Source organism: Reinekea sp. (assembly GCF_046710285.1).
In the GTDB taxonomy this organism is placed as follows: domain Bacteria; phylum Pseudomonadota; class Gammaproteobacteria; order Pseudomonadales; family Natronospirillaceae; genus Reinekea.
The window spans coordinates 86184-101165 of record NZ_JBKEGY010000009.1 but is presented as its reverse complement, the minus strand read 5'-3'; the positions used below and the strand labels follow the sequence as shown (position 1 = coordinate 101165).

Sequence of the window (14982 nt, the reverse complement as noted above, 5' to 3'; positions counted from 1 at the left end):
TTTTATAAGAAATTGTATCGAATGCAAAACCATTGCAAATCTATAAATTTGACTGTATAAACAACCAGTACTATCAATTTGGTGGCCGCACACATGCTACAAAACCTATCTATTCGAAATATCGCCATTGCTGACAATATAGACATTGACTGGCAAACAGGTATGACCTCTATTTCCGGCGAAACAGGCGCAGGCAAGTCTATTTTGCTTAACAGTCTGAGCTTGGCCTTAGGTGACCGAGCTGACAGCAATGTGGTTCGCTATGGTGAAAAACGCGCCGAAGTCGTTGCTGCTTTCGACATTTCACGCATTGAGGCTGCAAAACAATGGTTAAGTGAACGAGATTTAGATGATGGAAATGAGTGTTTACTTCGCCGCACAGTCTCTCACGAGGGCCGGTCACGAGCTTTTATCAATGGCCAACCCGTACCTCTAGCTGAACTCAAAGTACTTGGCGAGCACCTAATTGATATTCATAGCCAACATGCGCATCAGTCGCTATTAAGGCACGATACCCATTTAAAGCTTCTCGATGAATACGCAGGGCATGAAAAACATCTGCAACAAGTTAAAGATGCTTGGATTTCATGGCAAGGGCTAGATCGTAAGCTCAAGGCGCTTTCTCAAACCAATGAAGAGCGTGAAGCACGCCGCCAGCTATTAGAATATCAATGCCAAGAACTAGAAGCACTAGAACTAGTAGAAGATGAAGTCGAATTACTTGAAACAGAATTCCGTCGCATCCAACAAAGTGAGTCCTTACTGCTTCAAAGTCACAGCGCACGAGAAGCCTTAGCCGATGAAAACGGTGACAACGCCACGCAAGCAATAAAAATGGCATTACACCGGCTACAAAAAATAGACGACAAAAGCGATACGCTCAGCAATGCTATTACCTTGCTAGACAGTGCCGTTATTCAACTAGAGGAATGCGCCACTGACCTTGATGCTTATATAGACAGCATTACCGTAGATGACGAACGTAGCCACTATTTGGAGTCGCGCTTAGATGAAATTCATACTCTGAGCCGTAAACACCATATTAGCTCTGAACAACTGTTTGAATTCAGCCAAGAGCTACAAGCTGAGTACGCCCAGTTAAATGATTCACAAGGCTCATTAGAAGAATTGACCACTGAAGTCGCCGCCCGCAAGAAAGTCTACGACAAATGTGCGAAACAGTTGTCAGAAAAACGCAAAGCCAGTGCAATTATTTTTGCCAAAGAAGTCATTGAAAAGCTCAACCAGTTAGCTATGCCTGGCGCTCAGTTTAAGGTTGTTTTTCTACCTCAAAGCAAAGCAACCACAAGCGGAGTCGATACCGTTGAATATCAAATTAGCCTAAACCCTGGCCAGCCCGCGCAACCATTGGCTAAAGTAGCCTCCGGTGGTGAATTGTCACGAGTATCGCTTGCCATTCAAGTTATCTGCGCCGAGCATTCAACCATACCCACCTTAGTATTCGATGAAGTCGATGTCGGCATTAGCGGCGCCACTGCAGAAATAGTCGGCCACATGCTGCGCCAAGTAGGGACACGCGGCCAAGTGATATGCGTCACTCACCTACCGCAAGTCGCTGCACTCGGGCACAACCACTGCATCGTTGAAAAACAACGCAACGCGCAAAGCACAACCTCAACCATTAAACGCCTAAACCCCGAACACCGCATAGACGAAATCGCCCGAATGCTAGGCGGAATAGACATAACAGCACAAACAAGAGCGCATGCAGAAGAGATGTTAAGGACAAGTGTGAGGGCGCATTGAGGGGAGGAGAAAGCTGCAAGTTTTTAGCTGCAAGCTGCAAGTAAGTTCAAAACAAAAATCGGTAGAAATCTAAGCTGAAGTGGTGAATGGCCTTTGAGCGGGAATCCGAGCCATGGATGGCGAGGCTTAGCTTACATGGATGTATTCACAGCGACCGCTCAAGCGCTATTCACCACCTCAGCGCAAAAACGGCACCATTCTGGGGTTAAAGCTCTTGAACTTACTCGCAGCTAGCAGCTAAAAACTCGCGGATGCCCATCGGGCATCCGTTCTGTCTAATCTATTGCGCCGCCAATTCAAGTAGCAATGCTTTGGTTTTCTCTTTACCGGCAAAGCCTTCTTTAATTGTGTGGATGGTACCGTCTTTTGCGACTATGTATGCCGCCGGGAAGCCCTTAGGCTCAAAATACGAGACTATTTGTTGGGTGCGGTCTGATACGTTGATAAAGTTCACCGGCGTTTTAGTTAAAAACTTCTTCGCTAGGTTAATGTCTTCATCGGTATTAATACCTAAGAAATAGATGCCTTTACCTTTAAGTTCGCTGTTTAGCTCACTCATAATAGGAAATGACTGAATGCAGGTTGTACACCAGCTCGCCCAAAAATCGACATAGATGACTTTGCCTTTAAGTTGCGCTGTATCTAGCACTTTGCCATCAAGGGTAGGAATTTTAAAACTTGGGAAATTATCGCCAACTTTCACTTCTGCGCTAGCAAAGGTTGCTAAACAGACAAAAACAATGGCCAGCAAACGCGAATACTTCATGGAGCTTCCTTTATAAACAATTCAATAAAGCAGTCATTCTAGCGATTAAACCTGAACTTAACTGGAACAGGTTCATACTTTTGGCGCTTTCTTTGTATTTAACGGTTGTACATACAAAACTAAGCTATGATCGACAATCTCAAAGCCGTGTTCTTTAGCAATATCATGCTGTCTAGCTTCAATGACAGGGTCGACAAACTCAATCACTTCCCCAGTTTTAACGTTGACCATGTGATCATGATGATCGTCTGTGGTCAGTTCATAAATCGCATGATTACCATCAAAGTTATGCTTGGTAATTAACCCTGCGGCCTCAAACTGAGTTAACACGCGATACACCGTTGCTAAACCTACATCTTCACCCGTCTCTTGTAATTGCTTATAAACTTCCTCTGCACTGATATGCGCAAAAGACTCATCTTCAAACATCTGCAAAATTTTAACGCGAGGCAACGTGACCTTCAGCCCAGCTCTCTTCAGTTCTTGATTTTGATTTGTCACCTTTTCGTCTCCTCATAACCGTGTACAATAGCCTCATCATACTGACTTCAGCTAACTTAGGAACCTATTTTGCTTAATCACATCACAAAACTGACACTCTCGGTCATTTTATTATTATTAGTTAGCGCTTGTACCATTTTAAAACCATATCAAGCTGAATTAGGCCAAGGTAACTTTGTGCTACCTGAACAAATTGAACAACTCGAAATAGGCCAAACAAAAGATCAAGTCCAGTTTTTAATTGGCTTGCCAATTCTAGAAGGTGAAGCAACGGATACCAAGTGGATTTATCCACTCAAGCAAGAAGATGAAAGCTACCAGCATCTTATCATTAACTTCACAGATAATTTGGTTTCAGGTATTTCAAAGCCAAGCCAAAAGTAAAGCTCTGTTAGTCGCTGTTACCGCCAGTGCTGAGGTTCTGTAAAAAGAGGGACGCCGTAAACCCATCCATGGGGGCTCGTCATTGGCATCCATGCCAATGAACGCCCTATTTTTACAGAACCTCAGCACAGACGCCTACCACTCTCGAATATAAATCTACTTAACTGGCTTTTTAGCAGCCCGGTTTAAGCGCGCTTGCTTAGGGTCAATTATTAATGGTCGGTAAATTTCTACTCGGTCGCCAGCTTTTAATACTTCGATGTCTGGTTTTGCGACTTTACGGCCAAAGAGGCCCATTGGTGAGTTTTCAATGTCTAAGCCTGGAAACTCGCGATCTAGGCCACTTTTCAGTGCTGCCTGCTTTAATGTGCAGCCTGCTTCAACTTCGATACTTACTATGAGTTGTTTCTCTGGGGTCGCGTAGGCAACTTCTACTTTTATCATCGTTATACTCTTTCGCCCTTATGATGGGTGTAATTCGTTAGCGCGCTGTACAAAGGAATCAACCATGCTATTGGCCACTTGTTTAAAGACAGCGCCAAAGGCTATGGCCTTGATGCCTTTTTTCACGCTAAAACTTAAATCTAAAGCCACTTTACAACCTTGATCTGACAATGGGGTAATGGTCCATACGCCAGATAGTGAATCTAGTGGCCCCTGCTCTAACGTCATGTCTATGGTTGTTGGCTCAATAAGTTTGTTACGCGTTACGATTGTTTTTTCAACACCGGCTTTTTTAATAACCAGCTGACCGAGCATATGGGTTGAGCTGTGCTCTAAAATTTGTGCGCTGACTACGCCATCTAAAAATTGAGGATAAACTTCAATGTCGTTAATAATATCGTAGACGGCTTTTGCCGGTGCCAGAATAAGGGCGGTTCGGTGAATCTCAATCATAGGAAGGAAAGATCGCTCTTTTTTTGACCCAAGTAAATAAACGAACCCCTACAATCGCCAAAAGGCAAAATACGAGAACTTGTGTCGGCGTAAAGGAAGTTAAGGTTAAAGTTGTTCTTGCAAATATTACCCCAAGCAGCACGGGCACTACAAATCGAAGCACCAATCGCCAAAGAAAATAACGAATACCGCCATGCGGATTTATTTGCCGTAATACTTGGTTAGGCACCATGACCCAGCCAACCCAGAATGAAACACCACCAGTGATTAGCGGTATTATTAATCCTTGACCAAGCGCCTGAACCACGTCATATAACGGCCGACCGTACCAAACGATAGGCGAGTAAACGCCATTCGACAAGACCAAAGCACCGCTAAGAATGACGACCGCGAGCGTAGTGAGCGCTAACAACCAATGTCGTATTATAGAACCTAGCTGCTGAGTCAAAAGCAGCAATAAAGGAACACTGCTGAGCACCCCAACGACCGGCAAAACGATCAACCAAAGCATGGTATACATTGGTACCGCCTCGACATTAGATAAACTCGCCATTAACAATCTAAAAACTGTGCCTACTTCTAAATAGTCGGCCGATAACGCATCTAGCCACTGATAAGAAATAGACAGCAGCGCCAAACCAAACAACACATCAAACAATTGAACAGCAATAATAGCCCGACCTGTCGGCAATTGGTCAGACACCTTGGTGCCGATTACATACCAAATCAATAAACCCGCCAACGAAGAAGTTATTGAATGCTGAATAGCAACGAAAATATCGTTCCAACTTAAAGCAGGGTATTGCAACACCGTCATAAGCTCTGCGATCTTAGGCAGAGAAATCAGAATAAACACAGCGCAGATAGGCACAAAAAACTGAAACACTGAAATAATGCCACGCCAAGCTAGACCCCCTAGGAGCATTAAGAAAATACCCTGCGCAATTACAAAACTCATAATACGATTTGTATTTTGCGATTGTTCAAACCAGTACAGGTTTTGATCTAGTGGTCGTAACCCTAATAATTTGCCACTTACGCCATCTATACTGTAAATCATGGTCCAGGCGGTGTTAAATAGATTACTTGCCAAGACAAAGATGAGTGCCATTACGAGCAAAGACAGCAACACAGCCGCCAATCGCTTATTTAATGCTAAAAACGACAATTCAAATGGCGAGGCTCGATAAATACGGCCTGCTACTAATTCTGCCTGTAAAATGGGCAAAATAAATATCAGTTTGGTAAAGGCGTACACGATTAAAAATGAACCTTGGCCATGCTTCGCCGCTAAAACAGGCAGCACCAAACCATCGGATAAACCAATTTGAGTGCCAATGAGTAATGTTATTAGTAAAAAAGGGTTCATTTTTGCGTAAACCTTCACAACGCAGTTGAAGAAGTCTTGTCCAAGGCTGCTATACTGACATAAAACAGAAATAATAGAACGATTATGACGCAACCACGATATGACCTTACATTTAAAGGCGACCTAATAGATGGTTTTTTCGTTGATTTCGTAAAAGCTGATCTGCAAAAACTGATTAAAGCCGACCAAGTGTACCTTGACCGGCTTTTTAGTGGCGCTGAGCAACCGATAAAAAAGGGCGTCGACAAAGTCACGGCTATTAAATTTCAACAAGCCTTTAAGAAGGTTGGAGCAAAGCTTATTGTCAGGGCTCATGGCACTGCAATCCCCGCAGCTGAAACTCGTGCAGCGACTCCTAAGCCAACAACGTTAAGCTCACCAGCACCAGCACCAGCACCAGCACCAGCACAGCCAGTATCGGCCAGCGCTGCTAAGAGTACAAGTATAGGTGAATTTACGACGACGCTCGACAGCGTTGCCGGGGAAAGCGACCCCGCTTTAGCTGAGCACCACCAACCTAGTCTTAAAGCACCATCGCAAGTACCTAATTGGTCAGTTTCTGAGCCTGGAACACAACTAGTAGAGTCAATAGCTGTAACAACTGTAGAGATTGATTTATCTGGACTGTCTATTGCCGACGTAGGCGAAGACTTGATTCTTGATAAACCATTAGAACCCGCCCCACCCATTTTAGACATAGATAACATCAGTCTTGCTGAGCCAGGTGCAACGTTAGATACATTAAAAGATGAGAAGCCACCGGTCCAAGTCGATACCAGTCATTTAAGTGTTGAATAAACCCCCAAATGAAGCCAAGCGCCGCTTATATGAAAGCGGCGGCACTGGCAACCAGCGTCATAACAAATAAAAACCACTTCATGAATTTAGGGTCAACTTTAAGCGAAAGACGAACCCCTATTCTAGCGCCAACAATTGTTGAAGCCGCTAAAATTAGGCCTGGTATCCAAACCACTTGATCACGCCAAATAAAAACAGACAAAGCAATTAGGGTAAACGCCCCTGCTGCCAAAACTTTCAGAGCATTGGTTCGAACCAAGTCATAGCGCAAGCTACCTGCAATGGCGGCAATAAGAATAAAACCTACACCCGCCTGCACAAACCCTCCATACCAGCCAGCGAATAGCAGCATCCACCAAGCTTTCGCATTACCTTTAACCAACAACGATTCTTCCCCTTCATCAGGGAATACGGTAGAGGGCCGAAATAAAATCACAGTGGAAAGCGAGAGCATGGTAAATAAAAGCACCGGTTTCAAGAAGGACACTGGCATAAAAGAAGCACTAATACTGCCTAAAAGACCACCAACACATAAGGGGATCATTATTCCTTTGAGGTCATGCGTTGGCATTTTTCCGCGCGAAGCAAAACCTTGCACCGCTGCCACACTTTGCATAAATACACCCACTCGATTAGTTGCATTAGCAGCATCAGCTGGTAAACCCATCATCATCAGGGCCGGCAAGGTCAAGTTAGAACCACCGCCAGCGATGGTATTAATCACGCCGGATATTAAGCCAGTAACAGCTAAAATGGTGATAAATAGTGGCGTCAATTCCATAACTGCATCTCATTTTTATTATTAACCGCAGGACTCTACGATATTTACTAGAAAATAGTTACCCTACCTTCCTATGAGTCTGAGCTTTTTGTTCCAACCAATAGCTTTCACAGACCAGCGCATGGGGCAGATCAAACGCCAAACTAAACCGCCACAAATCATCCTGTAACGCAGGATCTGCCTGTAAAAAACCCGAAACATGGCCTGACATACCTTTAGAAACAGGGCAATGCTCTATTAATTCACTTAAATGGGGAACCAAAGCGCCAAACGGAATATTCAATGCTGTACAGATAAAAGAAGACACAATACTCATAAAAACCTCACTCAGTGTCACTTGTAAGGCTTTCGGTAAAATACCGAGTGCGCTTTAGCTACATTTATATACCGCCTGCAAGTGACACGTTAAATTGGCGGTGAGGCGAAAACTATATCAATATTTTTTGATATAGGGAAGGGAAAGAAAGCTGTCAGTTTTTAGCTGCAAGCTGCAAGTAAGTTCAAAAGCAAAGATAAGCCCCAATGCCTAAGCTGAGGTGGTGTGTTGGGCTTGATCGGGAATCCGAGCCATGGATGGCTCGGTTTAGCTTACAAGGATGTACTCGCAGCGACCGAACAAGACCAATACACCACCTCAGCGAAAAACGGTACAGTCGAACTTACTGACAGCTGACAGCTTGCAGCTCACGGATGCCCGCAGGGCAACGTTCTTCCCTTCCCCCTTCCAAACGTTTAACATCACTGCAACATTAAAAGGAAGGCAGAGATCATGAAACATGCGGTGATCACGGGCGGTAGTCGTCGGTTGGGGTTATTTGTTACTAAGCATTTTTTATCGTTGGGCTGGCAGGTTACTGTGTTAAGTCGTGAGAAAAGTGCTGAGTTAGCGGCGCTGAGCTGTGACAATTTGGCGATTATTGAGGTTGATTATTGCGATGAGGAAAATGTAACCGAAGCCACTCGAGCACTTCAAGACCAAACAATTGATTTACTACTGCACAATGCGTCGTTATTCGATAAAGACGCGAATCAACAAGCAGACTCGATGGCCTTCTTCGATCAGCTATATCAAGTACACATGCGCTTTCCGGCCTTGTTAAATCAGTTATGTATTGATGCACTTAAACGCTCAGAAAATGCCAATATCATTCACATGACGGACATCTATGCGGCAACTCCGCAACCGGAATACGCCTTATATAGCGCAACTAAAGCCGGTTTAGAGAGTCTCACCAAGAGTTTTGCAATGAACTTCGCGCCTGATATACGGGTCAACAGCATTGCGCCTGGTCCTCTTATGTTTTTGCCAAGTCACAGTGAAGCTGATAAAAAAAAGGTGTTAGCCAATACGCTCATTCCAATTGAAGCAGGGTTTGCTCCCATCGTCAGTACCATTGAATACATTATTAACAATCAATTTGTGACTGGAGCCAGTCATAAAGTTGATGGTGGCCGCTCTATTAAGATGAACACTTAGGAAACTTACATGCATAACGCCATTATAAATATTAAAAATCTACGTCTGCGAACTTACATTGGTTTTAACCCTGAAGAGCTGGAAAAACAGCAAGATGTGATTATTAACGCCGAAATACACTATCCGGCCGATCTGGCGATGTTAACCGATGATAAAGAGAATGCGGTTAACTATAAAACCATCACCAAACGCATGATAGCCTTGGTAGAAGATGGGAAATTTCAACTACTAGAGAAACTGACTTCAGATTTACTCGATATCGCGAAAGAACACCCAAGTATTCATTACGCGAAAGTAACTGTCGACAAACCACATGCGCTGCGCTTTGCCGACTCAGTGTCGTTGACTCTTGAAACAACTACGTAGAACCCACTGGCAAAACAATTGTAAACTTCCACTGTATGAGGCTTTATCCAACCTATTATTTTAAAAAGCCTCAGCGAGAGGGATCTCGCTGTGGAGTGTCACACGGATGTGCTCGAACGACTTATTAAAATAATAGGTTGGGTCAAGCCGTAAAGCCACTCAAACTCGATGAGTACTACCTAACAAATTCACGACGAAGCTCCTTATCGCTCTGAAATCTCCCGCCCACCGCTAATGTTTCAGTATTCGAGGTACTGTCCATAACGCCTCGGGCTTTGACGCAATAATGTACAGCCTTAATACGCACAGCAACGTCATCTGTGCCCAGCAATGTTTGCAACGCTATCAGTACTTGCTGATTTAAACGCTCTTGAACTTGTGGTCGCTGTGCGAAGAATCGCACAATTCGGTTTATTTTCGACAAGCCGATAATGCGCTCTTTGGGGATATAGGCGACATCGGCTAAGCCATCAATGGTGACAAAGTGATGCTCACAAGTGCTGGTCAAGTCTATTTGACTGACTCGAATCATCTCTTCGACAGCCATTTTGTTTTCGATCAGGGTAATCTTTGGGAAATGCTTATAGTCTAAGCCAGAGAAGATCTCCTGAACGTACATTTTTGCAATGCGTTTTGGCGTTTCTGCTAAACTATCATCGGTCAAATCTAAGGCCAATACCTTCATCACTTGAGCCATGTGATGCTCAATTTGAGTTTGTTGTTCAGTCAAACTCAGCGTTTGCTCAATTAGTGGGGTTTCTAAGCCCGCCTTAATTAAAGCCTTTTGTACGCTAATGGCTTCGGGAGAAAGTGACATTCGGTATTCCTATCATTGTTAATATAAACTAACAGTACGTATGTAAAAGCAAATTGTATCACGTGCCATTCAAAAAAAGACCTGAGAAAACTCAGGGTTATTTCGACTTCAGTGCATAATTGTTGCTGGTATATTCTGGTTCAATAATGCCGCCACGCTGATTGATTACAAGGGTCAAGGCAAAAAAGTAATTGGTCAGTAGGTTGGCATAACGATGCAATGTATCAGATACATCTTTACCTTCTCGTTCTGCTTTGACGAGCATGCGAATCGCTTTTTTCGCAACACTTCGGCTTTGATGAAGCTGGATACATGCACCCGTGCCTCTTGGTAACACAAAAACCTTTTTCTCTCCTTCAACAAGTGAAAGAAAATAATGGTAGCGAGCCTTCAAATGACTAATATCCTCTTCACTGATTGCGCATTTACCACGTATTGAGCCATTAAGATCAAACATCTTTGATTGAATCGAAAACAAGTCTTCTGCTACATCTTGGCTTTTATCGTCACAGGCACAACCCGCTAACCCGACCAGTGTACAAAGTTCGTCGGTTAATATTTCGAAATCACAAACAGCTGAGTTTTCGTAAATGAACGGGTAACAAAGCTCGTCGATATCGCCAGAATATTTCATTAATACAACACCTTTTTAGTTAAACATGAATACACGGCACTTAGAGCGCAATGGCGCCAATATGATTGACTTTTAGACCAATTACGAGTCAAATGCCCCTGCTTTTCGGAATGCGGTGAAAATCCGCAGCGGTCGCGCCACTGTAAATGCTTTCAAAGAAGCGTAAGCCAGAGCGGAAAAGTAAACAATTCATTTTTATCTGTACGCGCCATACAGGAGTATTCTCAATGCCGACATTGTTTCGTGCCATCGCACTCGTTATCTTCAGTTTCAGTTGTACGTCTCTTCTTGCCACCGAATACCCACTGACCATTGTGGACGGCATGGGTAATACCATCGTATTGCAAAAGGCTCCGAGCCGAATCTCTTCTAAGACTTTGTTTACCGATGAAATTTTCAATGAAATTCTAGAACCTAAACAACTGACGAGCATTTCAGATATTGCCAAAGAAGCTAATTTTTCAAATATCGCTCATAACCTGCCCAAAGGGGTTCCGCTATACGGTCTGAATGTTGAGCAAATTTTAGCGAACTCTCCTGATATCCTCTTTGCAGCAAACTGGAGTGATGTGGCGATCATCGAGCAACTGAAGCAAGCTGGTATCATTGTTTACTTAGTTGATACCCCTTTTACCTTTGAGGCGATTCAAGCTGAAATTCTTAAAATAGCCAACATTGTCAACGAAACTGATGCGGGTGAACAACTCATCGCCACGATGAACACAAAGATTGCTGCGCTAGATAATAAAATAACTAAGATAGCGGACCAAAAACTTGTAGCGATAGACTACAACACTTGGGGAACATCCAGTGGTGTAGATACAACATGGAACGCATTACTCACCAGTGCCGGCATAATGAATGCGGCGGCTCAATACGAACAAGGCACTTACGGCCAAGTGACGATGTCAAAAGAACTGATTTTGGTCATAAACCCTGATATTTTGTTTTTACCCGGTTGGATTTATGGCGATGCAAGTGGGGCTGAAAATTTCTTAGCGACCGTTAAAAACGACCCAGCGTTACAAAGCGTAAAGGCTATAAAGAATAATCACATCTACCCTATTCCAGAAAACTTACGTGGCACCTATAGCCAATACATTGCCGATACCCTTACCTTTGTGGTTGACCAAGTAAGTGAAGGTTTAGACAAATAGCCATGCAGTCAATTCCGGCAGCCATAAAGAAAAGCTCTACCCTGTGGTTGGGCTTATTAGCACCCGCTGTCTTACTGTTATATTTGGCTTTGGGCTCGGTACAGTTGCCCGTTAGCGAAACCATCAATGTTTTAAAGCTGCATCTGTTGAACCAATCAGATACGGCCCAAGCTTTATACCCTAAAACCAATGCCATACTCATGCATATTCGTTTACCGCGTGCATTTGCAGCAATTTTGGCGGGCAGTGCATTGGCCTTAGCCGGTGCCGCTATGCAAGGGCTGTTTAGAAACCCACTAGCCAGTCCCAATGTTTTGGGCATCAGTGCGGGCAGCAGTCTCGGTGCGGTTATAGCAATAACTTCTGGTTTTAGCATGCTTCACCCACTGTTATTACCCGGTTTCTCTGTTATTGGCGCTCTTAGCACCGCGGCGCTCGTCTATATGTTATCTATTCGTACGGCCAGCACTCAACAGTTACTGTTTATTATTTTAACTGGATTGGCAATATCGTCTTTATTATCTGGCGCAACCTCTGCCTTGTTATTACTAGCGGCTCAATACGAAGTGAGCCAGTATGTTTTTTGGACCATGGGGGGTTTAGAAGGCCGAATGTGGCAGCATAGCCTTTGGCCAGCTCCTTTTATCTTAATTATATCGGTCTTACTCTTTCGTCAATCTCAAGCGCTGAACCTATTATCGCTTGGCGAAGAAAATGCTCATGGCATGGGTTTGAATGTACAGCGTGCTCGAAAGCTTATTTTAATTTTATCTTCGGTTTTAACAGCGCTCGCCATTTCAATTGCTGGCCCGATTGGCTTCATCGGTCTAATGGTGCCACACCTAGTACGCCTAATTGTTGGGCCCAATCATAAGACTCTTTTACCCACTTCAGCTTACGTTGGCGCTATGTTTGTTCTCGTCGCGGATTTAATTGGCCGAACGGTGATGCCGCCATACGAAATAAAAGTGGGCATCATCACCGCCATTGTCGGTGGTGCGTACTTTATCTATCTCATTATTCGCTATCAAAAATACGGGCGCTTAGCATGAGTGCAGCAAGCTTCTTTAATGTCGACCAACTTAAATTCAGTAAGTCGGGCTTAACGATTCTCGATGATATTAACTTTTCAATTGATGCTGGCGAATTAATCGGAATTATCGGCCCCAATGGGGCAGGTAAAAGTACCCTACTTAAATGCATTATCGAATTTTATAAAAAAGACGCGGGCCGCATCACCTTAGAAAGTCGCGATATTTCTGATTTTAGCCATAATGAACGTGCACAACACATTGCCTACTTGTCACAGTACCCTGAATCGGCCTTCCCGTTCAGTGTTGAAGAAACCATTTTACTCGGTGCCAATGCTGCCCAAGAAGCAGGTCAGTTATCAAAATCTGAAGCTCATTCCAAAGCGGTTTATCTTGCTAAACACTTAGGCATAGAACACTTGTGGGCAAGAAAACTAACAGAATTATCGGGCGGTGAAACTCAGCTGGTGCATTTTGCTCGTATTCTACTTCAAGAAACACCTCTAGTTTTATTAGATGAACCGACCGCCAGTTTAGATATCGGTCATGAAACTCAGCTAATGAACTTACTGCGCGCGCGCTGCAATCAAGGCACGACAACATTGGTTGCCTTACATAATTTGAATACCGCAGCAGCTTTTTGTGATCGTTTAGTTCTACTCGATAAAGGTAAGCTCATTGCGGTAAACACGCCCGACAAAGTCATTACGGCACAAACGATTGCACAACTCTACGATCAGCCGATACTCGTTACTCCCCACCCTATTTCTGGCACGATGACTGTTTTGCCAAAGCGCCAAGAGCCATAATTTTCGATTTGATCACTAAAGTGACGTTGCATCTTTAGTATAGTGTCTTACACTTTACGTATCTTAAGATGGAATTAACCGCATGACCGACGACACAATTTTCGAAGAAGAACGTACGCTGTCGTCTGCTGCAGATATCACGGCGTTGACTCGATTACTGGGTCAACAAGACTATGCTGATGTCGCAACCATACTAGAATCACTCCCGCTAGAAGACCGTTACCTAACTTGGGCCGACATTGGCCTAGAGCACCGTCTCGGCATTTTAGTGGTTATGCGTTCAGACCCACGTGAAGCCTTGATCGATAGTATGTCATTGCTGGAACTGGATGCCTTGTTCAAGGGTATGGATGCAGAAGACCTCGTCGAGTTATCAGAATCATTACCTAACAGACTCATTGATCGCGCCTTAAGCGCGATGGATGAGATTCAGCGCCACTATTATGAAGGCGCTAAAAAGTACGATGACGAACTAGCAGGTCACTGGGTAAGTCACCAATTTCTGTCGCTGCCTCAAAATGCAAAAGTTCGAGATGCATTAAGATTGCTGCGTCGCGAATTACCTGAATATATTGATACTTTATTTCTAATTAATCGCACCGGTGGCTTTAGTGAGGCAGTGCGAATTGGCTCGGTCATCGGCGCACCAGATCACTTACCCCTAACCGATTTAGCCGAAGAAGATTTTACCGTCATCAACGCAAATGATGATGCCACCGATGCAAGCTTAAAAGTTCAAAACAGTCGCTTCAGTGCACTGCCTGTTGTTGATGAAAATTCAATTCTATTGGGTCGGCTCGACATCGGCACCGCCAGTGAAATTGTCAATGACTATTACGAAGGTCGCCTAATGGCAACCGCGGGTCTCGATGAAGATGAAGATTTATTCTCGCCCGTTAAAACCGCTGCAAAGAATCGAGCAGTTTGGCTAGGCATTAACTTATTAACAGCCTTTGCCGCATCATGGTTTATTGGTTTGTTTGAGGCAACGCTGCAACAAGTTGTTGCACTGGCCGTGTTGATGCCAGTAGTCGCAAGCATGGGCGGTATTGCCGGCAGTCAAACCCTAACCTTAGTTATTCGCGGTCTGGCATTAGGCCAAGTGAACGATGTAAACCGCTGGGCTCTATTAAGGAAGGAGTTACAAGTAGGTGCATTCAACGGCGTTGTTTGGGCCATCGTTGTCGGCATCATCGCCAACATGTGGTTTGACAGCTTTTTAATTGGCATCGTCATTTCAATGGCTATCTTAGTCAATATAATTACTGCCGCACTTTCGGGCGCTTTGATCCCTATTGCGCTAACCAAATTAAGATTGGACCCCGCACTTTCAGGTTCGGTGGTGTTAACTACGGTCACGGATATTGTAGGGTTTGTTGCATTTTTAGGCTTGGGTGCTTTGGTTTTAACCTAAGGGCGGTTTTTTGC

General features: G+C 44.1%; 18 protein-coding genes and 1 riboswitch. Of the genes, 9 read left to right on the top strand and 9 right to left on the bottom strand.

Translation table 11 applies throughout. The features are described from left to right. The first annotated feature begins 93 nt into the window (after positions 1-93). On the top strand, positions 94-1767 hold the full coding sequence (gene recN, locus ACI882_RS08510; RefSeq protein WP_411743643.1) for a DNA repair protein RecN: 1674 nt from the start codon (positions 94-96) through the stop codon (positions 1765-1767). 280 nt (positions 1768-2047) lie between these two features. Here recN and ACI882_RS08505 read toward each other — a convergent pair whose 3' ends face one another. Together ACI882_RS08505 and fur are read right to left on the bottom strand one after the other, a co-directional pair. Next, on the bottom strand, positions 2048-2533 hold the full coding sequence (locus tag ACI882_RS08505; RefSeq protein ID WP_411743644.1) for a TlpA family protein disulfide reductase: 486 nt from the start codon (positions 2531-2533) through the stop codon (positions 2048-2050). 72 nt (positions 2534-2605) lie between these two features. Further along, complete coding sequence (gene fur / locus ACI882_RS08500; RefSeq protein WP_411743645.1) at positions 2606-3034, bottom strand: ferric iron uptake transcriptional regulator; 429 nt, start codon at positions 3032-3034, stop codon at positions 2606-2608. 69 nt (positions 3035-3103) lie between these two features. Between fur and bamE the strand changes: the two genes are divergently transcribed. Next, positions 3104-3418 carry an outer membrane protein assembly factor BamE gene (gene bamE, locus ACI882_RS08495; RefSeq protein ID WP_411743646.1) on the top strand — a complete coding sequence of 105 codons (315 nt, stop codon included), beginning with the start codon at positions 3104-3106 and terminating at the stop codon, positions 3416-3418. Between the two features lie 156 nt (positions 3419-3574). Here the strand turns inward: bamE and ACI882_RS08490 are convergent, their stop codons facing one another. Genes ACI882_RS08490 through ACI882_RS08480 form a run of 3 tightly spaced genes read right to left on the bottom strand, consistent with a single transcriptional unit; the run spans position 3575 to position 5684 of the window. Then, positions 3575-3862 carry an RnfH family protein gene (locus tag ACI882_RS08490; protein ID WP_411743647.1) on the bottom strand — a complete coding sequence of 96 codons (288 nt, stop codon included), beginning with the start codon at positions 3860-3862 and terminating at the stop codon, positions 3575-3577. Positions 3863-3880: 18 nt separating this feature from the next. After that, positions 3881-4315 (bottom strand): type II toxin-antitoxin system RatA family toxin, encoded by a 435-nt coding sequence (locus ACI882_RS08485; RefSeq protein ID WP_411743648.1) that lies wholly within the window; start codon positions 4313-4315, stop codon positions 3881-3883. Beyond that, positions 4308-5684 carry a hypothetical protein gene (locus ACI882_RS08480; protein WP_411743649.1) on the bottom strand — a complete coding sequence of 459 codons (1377 nt, stop codon included), beginning with the start codon at positions 5682-5684 and terminating at the stop codon, positions 4308-4310. Before ACI882_RS08480 ends, ACI882_RS08485 begins: the two co-directional genes overlap by 8 nt. An 84-nt stretch (positions 5685-5768) precedes the next feature. Here ACI882_RS08480 and ACI882_RS08475 point away from each other — a divergent pair, with 84 nt between their 5' ends. After that, positions 5769-6482 (top strand): hypothetical protein, encoded by a 714-nt coding sequence (locus tag ACI882_RS08475; RefSeq protein ID WP_411743650.1) that lies wholly within the window; start codon positions 5769-5771, stop codon positions 6480-6482. Between the two features lie 25 nt (positions 6483-6507). Here the strand turns inward: ACI882_RS08475 and ACI882_RS08470 are convergent, their stop codons facing one another. Together ACI882_RS08470 and ACI882_RS08465 are read right to left on the bottom strand one after the other, a co-directional pair. Continuing rightward, entirely contained in the window at positions 6508-7263 is a 756-nt protein-coding gene (locus ACI882_RS08470) for a sulfite exporter TauE/SafE family protein (protein ID WP_411743651.1), read from the bottom strand. 58 nt (positions 7264-7321) lie between these two features. Next, entirely contained in the window at positions 7322-7579 is a 258-nt protein-coding gene (locus ACI882_RS08465) for a hypothetical protein (protein ID WP_411743652.1), read from the bottom strand. A gap of 453 nt (positions 7580-8032) precedes the next feature. Here ACI882_RS08465 and ACI882_RS08460 point away from each other — a divergent pair, with 453 nt between their 5' ends. Both ACI882_RS08460 and folX read left to right on the top strand, forming a co-directional pair. Next, complete coding sequence (locus ACI882_RS08460) at positions 8033-8740, top strand: SDR family NAD(P)-dependent oxidoreductase (RefSeq protein WP_411743653.1); 708 nt, start codon at positions 8033-8035, stop codon at positions 8738-8740. 9 nt (positions 8741-8749) lie between these two features. Beyond that, positions 8750-9106, top strand: coding sequence for a dihydroneopterin triphosphate 2'-epimerase (gene folX / locus ACI882_RS08455; protein WP_411743654.1), 357 nt, complete (start codon positions 8750-8752; stop codon positions 9104-9106). Between the two features lie 175 nt (positions 9107-9281). Here the strand turns inward: folX and folE are convergent, their stop codons facing one another. Continuing rightward, positions 9282-9923: a GTP cyclohydrolase I FolE gene (folE, locus tag ACI882_RS08450; RefSeq protein WP_411743655.1), complete on the bottom strand. Its 642-nt coding sequence runs from the start codon at positions 9921-9923 to the stop codon at positions 9282-9284. Between the two features lie 97 nt (positions 9924-10020). After that, positions 10021-10557, bottom strand: coding sequence for an ATP:cob(I)alamin adenosyltransferase (locus ACI882_RS08445; protein WP_411743656.1), 537 nt, complete (start codon positions 10555-10557; stop codon positions 10021-10023). Between the two features lie 82 nt (positions 10558-10639). Continuing rightward, a riboswitch (cobalamin riboswitch) is annotated at positions 10640-10749 on the top strand. Between the two features lie 35 nt (positions 10750-10784). Here ACI882_RS08445 and ACI882_RS08440 point away from each other — a divergent pair. From ACI882_RS08440 to ACI882_RS08425, 4 genes are all read left to right on the top strand, one after another. Then, entirely contained in the window at positions 10785-11714 is a 930-nt protein-coding gene (locus tag ACI882_RS08440) for an ABC transporter substrate-binding protein (protein WP_411743657.1), read from the top strand. Positions 11715-11716: 2 nt separating this feature from the next. Beyond that, positions 11717-12766, top strand: a complete 1050-nt coding sequence (locus ACI882_RS08435; RefSeq protein ID WP_411743658.1) for a FecCD family ABC transporter permease — start codon at positions 11717-11719, stop codon at positions 12764-12766. Beyond that, a complete protein-coding gene (locus tag ACI882_RS08430) occupies positions 12763-13554 on the top strand; it encodes an ABC transporter ATP-binding protein (RefSeq protein ID WP_411743659.1) in 792 nt (263 codons plus the stop codon). Before ACI882_RS08435 ends, ACI882_RS08430 begins: the two co-directional genes overlap by 4 nt. An 82-nt stretch (positions 13555-13636) precedes the next feature. After that, positions 13637-14968, top strand: a complete 1332-nt coding sequence (locus ACI882_RS08425) for a magnesium transporter (RefSeq protein WP_411743660.1) — start codon at positions 13637-13639, stop codon at positions 14966-14968. The last annotated feature ends 14 nt before the right edge of the window (positions 14969-14982 follow it).

What these genes read in the sequence shown, in the direction of transcription:
- ACI882_RS08430 (WP_411743659.1), top strand. Translation starts at nt 12,763, where the DNA reads ATGAGTGCAGCAAGCTTCTTTAATGTCGACCAACTTAAATTCAGTAAG.
- ACI882_RS08485 (WP_411743648.1), bottom strand. Translation starts at nt 4,315, where the DNA reads ATGATTGAGATTCACCGAACCGCCCTTATTCTGGCACCGGCAAAAGCC.
- ACI882_RS08475 (WP_411743650.1), top strand. Translation starts at nt 5,769, where the DNA reads ATGACGCAACCACGATATGACCTTACATTTAAAGGCGACCTAATAGAT.
- ACI882_RS08460 (WP_411743653.1), top strand. Translation starts at nt 8,033, where the DNA reads ATGAAACATGCGGTGATCACGGGCGGTAGTCGTCGGTTGGGGTTATTT.
- ACI882_RS08435 (WP_411743658.1), top strand. Translation starts at nt 11,717, where the DNA reads ATGCAGTCAATTCCGGCAGCCATAAAGAAAAGCTCTACCCTGTGGTTG.
- folE (WP_411743655.1), bottom strand. Translation starts at nt 9,923, where the DNA reads ATGTCACTTTCTCCCGAAGCCATTAGCGTACAAAAGGCTTTAATTAAG.
- ACI882_RS08440 (WP_411743657.1), top strand. Translation starts at nt 10,785, where the DNA reads ATGCCGACATTGTTTCGTGCCATCGCACTCGTTATCTTCAGTTTCAGT.
- ACI882_RS08445 (WP_411743656.1), bottom strand. Translation starts at nt 10,557, where the DNA reads ATGAAATATTCTGGCGATATCGACGAGCTTTGTTACCCGTTCATTTAC.
- ACI882_RS08465 (WP_411743652.1), bottom strand. Translation starts at nt 7,579, where the DNA reads ATGAGTATTGTGTCTTCTTTTATCTGTACAGCATTGAATATTCCGTTT.
- ACI882_RS08425 (WP_411743660.1), top strand. Translation starts at nt 13,637, where the DNA reads ATGACCGACGACACAATTTTCGAAGAAGAACGTACGCTGTCGTCTGCT.
- folX (WP_411743654.1), top strand. Translation starts at nt 8,750, where the DNA reads ATGCATAACGCCATTATAAATATTAAAAATCTACGTCTGCGAACTTAC.
- recN (WP_411743643.1), top strand. Translation starts at nt 94, where the DNA reads ATGCTACAAAACCTATCTATTCGAAATATCGCCATTGCTGACAATATA.
- ACI882_RS08470 (WP_411743651.1), bottom strand. Translation starts at nt 7,263, where the DNA reads ATGGAATTGACGCCACTATTTATCACCATTTTAGCTGTTACTGGCTTA.
- ACI882_RS08490 (WP_411743647.1), bottom strand. Translation starts at nt 3,862, where the DNA reads ATGATAAAAGTAGAAGTTGCCTACGCGACCCCAGAGAAACAACTCATA.
- ACI882_RS08505 (WP_411743644.1), bottom strand. Translation starts at nt 2,533, where the DNA reads ATGAAGTATTCGCGTTTGCTGGCCATTGTTTTTGTCTGTTTAGCAACC.
- ACI882_RS08480 (WP_411743649.1), bottom strand. Translation starts at nt 5,684, where the DNA reads ATGAACCCTTTTTTACTAATAACATTACTCATTGGCACTCAAATTGGT.